The sequence below is a fragment of the Bacteroides caecigallinarum genome, assembly GCF_016902295.1.
Classification (GTDB): domain Bacteria; phylum Bacteroidota; class Bacteroidia; order Bacteroidales; family Bacteroidaceae; genus Phocaeicola; species Phocaeicola caecigallinarum_A.
In genome coordinates, this window is sequence record NZ_JACJLQ010000107.1 from 1 (window position 1) to 1,342 (window position 1,342).

Annotated in this window: 2 protein-coding genes; both read right to left on the reverse strand. The window is 38.3% G+C overall.

Annotated elements, in window-relative coordinates; all coding sequences use genetic code 11:
- Nucleotides 1-464, reverse strand: a 464-nt coding sequence (locus H6A27_RS14355) for a nucleotidyl transferase AbiEii/AbiGii toxin family protein (RefSeq protein ID WP_204509178.1), incomplete at its 3' end; no start/stop codon positions are given.
- Complete coding sequence (locus H6A27_RS14360) at nt 454-1,182, reverse strand: DUF6577 family protein (RefSeq protein ID WP_239469728.1); 729 nt, start codon at nt 1,180-1,182, stop codon at nt 454-456. The genes H6A27_RS14360 and H6A27_RS14355, both read right to left, overlap by 11 nt.
- Nucleotides 1,183-1,342 lie beyond the last annotated feature (160 nt).

Here is a 1,342-nt window from a genome sequence, read left to right on the forward strand (position 1 = left end):
TTTATAAAACGGCTTTCTACAGGTAAAGTCACGACTTCGTTGTAGTGACAGTCTTCATTTAGAACGTCCAGCAGGATGGTTTCTTTTCGGTCTATGCCATCAAGGAAAGCCACTTGATAAAAGAATTTGGAATGCGATTTTGGTATGTCTGTTCCACGCTGAATTCTTTCTATCGGCTTATAGTCAATAAAGCCATAGTCTTTGTATGATTGCAAATACTCTTCTATTTCAGTACCTGGAGGACATATTATATCAATATCGATAGACAGCCTGTGTCTTTGTTCTTTTAAAAGAAGCATCAGACTGCTTCCACCTTTGAAATGAAATGGGCAACCTGAAGCCGCCAACATGTCCAGCAATGAAAAGGCATGGATGACCTTTTCAATGATATTTTTGTCCGGATAGTTTAACTCCTTGGATTTTTCTTCAATCCATCTTGCTGTAAAGCATTCTTTATTTATCATATTTTTGTGATTGTTCTATTAATGAATAAGTACTGTCGTATGCTCCTCTACGTTTTGCATATCGGAGCATTTTGGGAGTATTGACTGTGTACAAATCAAAGGCGGTCTGATACATATAAGTGATTTCCGTGCCCTGCATATAATCAAAGTCTTCGTCTTTCTGTATATCTACGAGTAGCTTTTCGATGGTAGGAGTAACCATCCCATCAACCTTGTTTACTGGAGATTCAGTGACAAATGTCTTTACTATTATGCATGGTTCATGCATATTTACGTAGTCGTACATGAACTTTGCTGTCGGTTGCTTATAAACGGGCATGTCTGAATCCTTCAACAGAGAAAAAACAGAATCTACAGCATCCCGGTTGGTCTCGACATAAATAGCATGGTTCACAGAGACGTGATGTTGTAGTGTGGTGAAGATGCTGCCATCGTAGATGCAGAAATCGGTGAATGGCAATTTCTCTTTCAATCCGACATATAGTTTTCTAAGTGTTTCTGTTGGAGCAAATGAGAACACCTGTTTATCTGTAAGCATGTATTCACCGTTTCCTGTACGGGCAATCTTGTTTTCTTTGGCCAAGGTACATAGATACTGGCGGGCGGTATTAGCCTTTATCCCCAATCCTGATACTAATTGAGGAACTTCAATCCGTCCGTAATTACGAGCATAATCCAATATGCTCTGTTTAATACTATGTCTCTCGTCAATACTCATTGTAGTACAAAGATAATATAAAGTCGGCAATAAATCAACTTTATTGCCGACTTTATATTATCAAATTCTTTTATCCGAGCTGTTAACTACTTTATGAGAATATTTACATGGTTGTGCATTGTCTGTCGGTGCTTCAGTAAGGAGAAAATGTAGTTCCCAT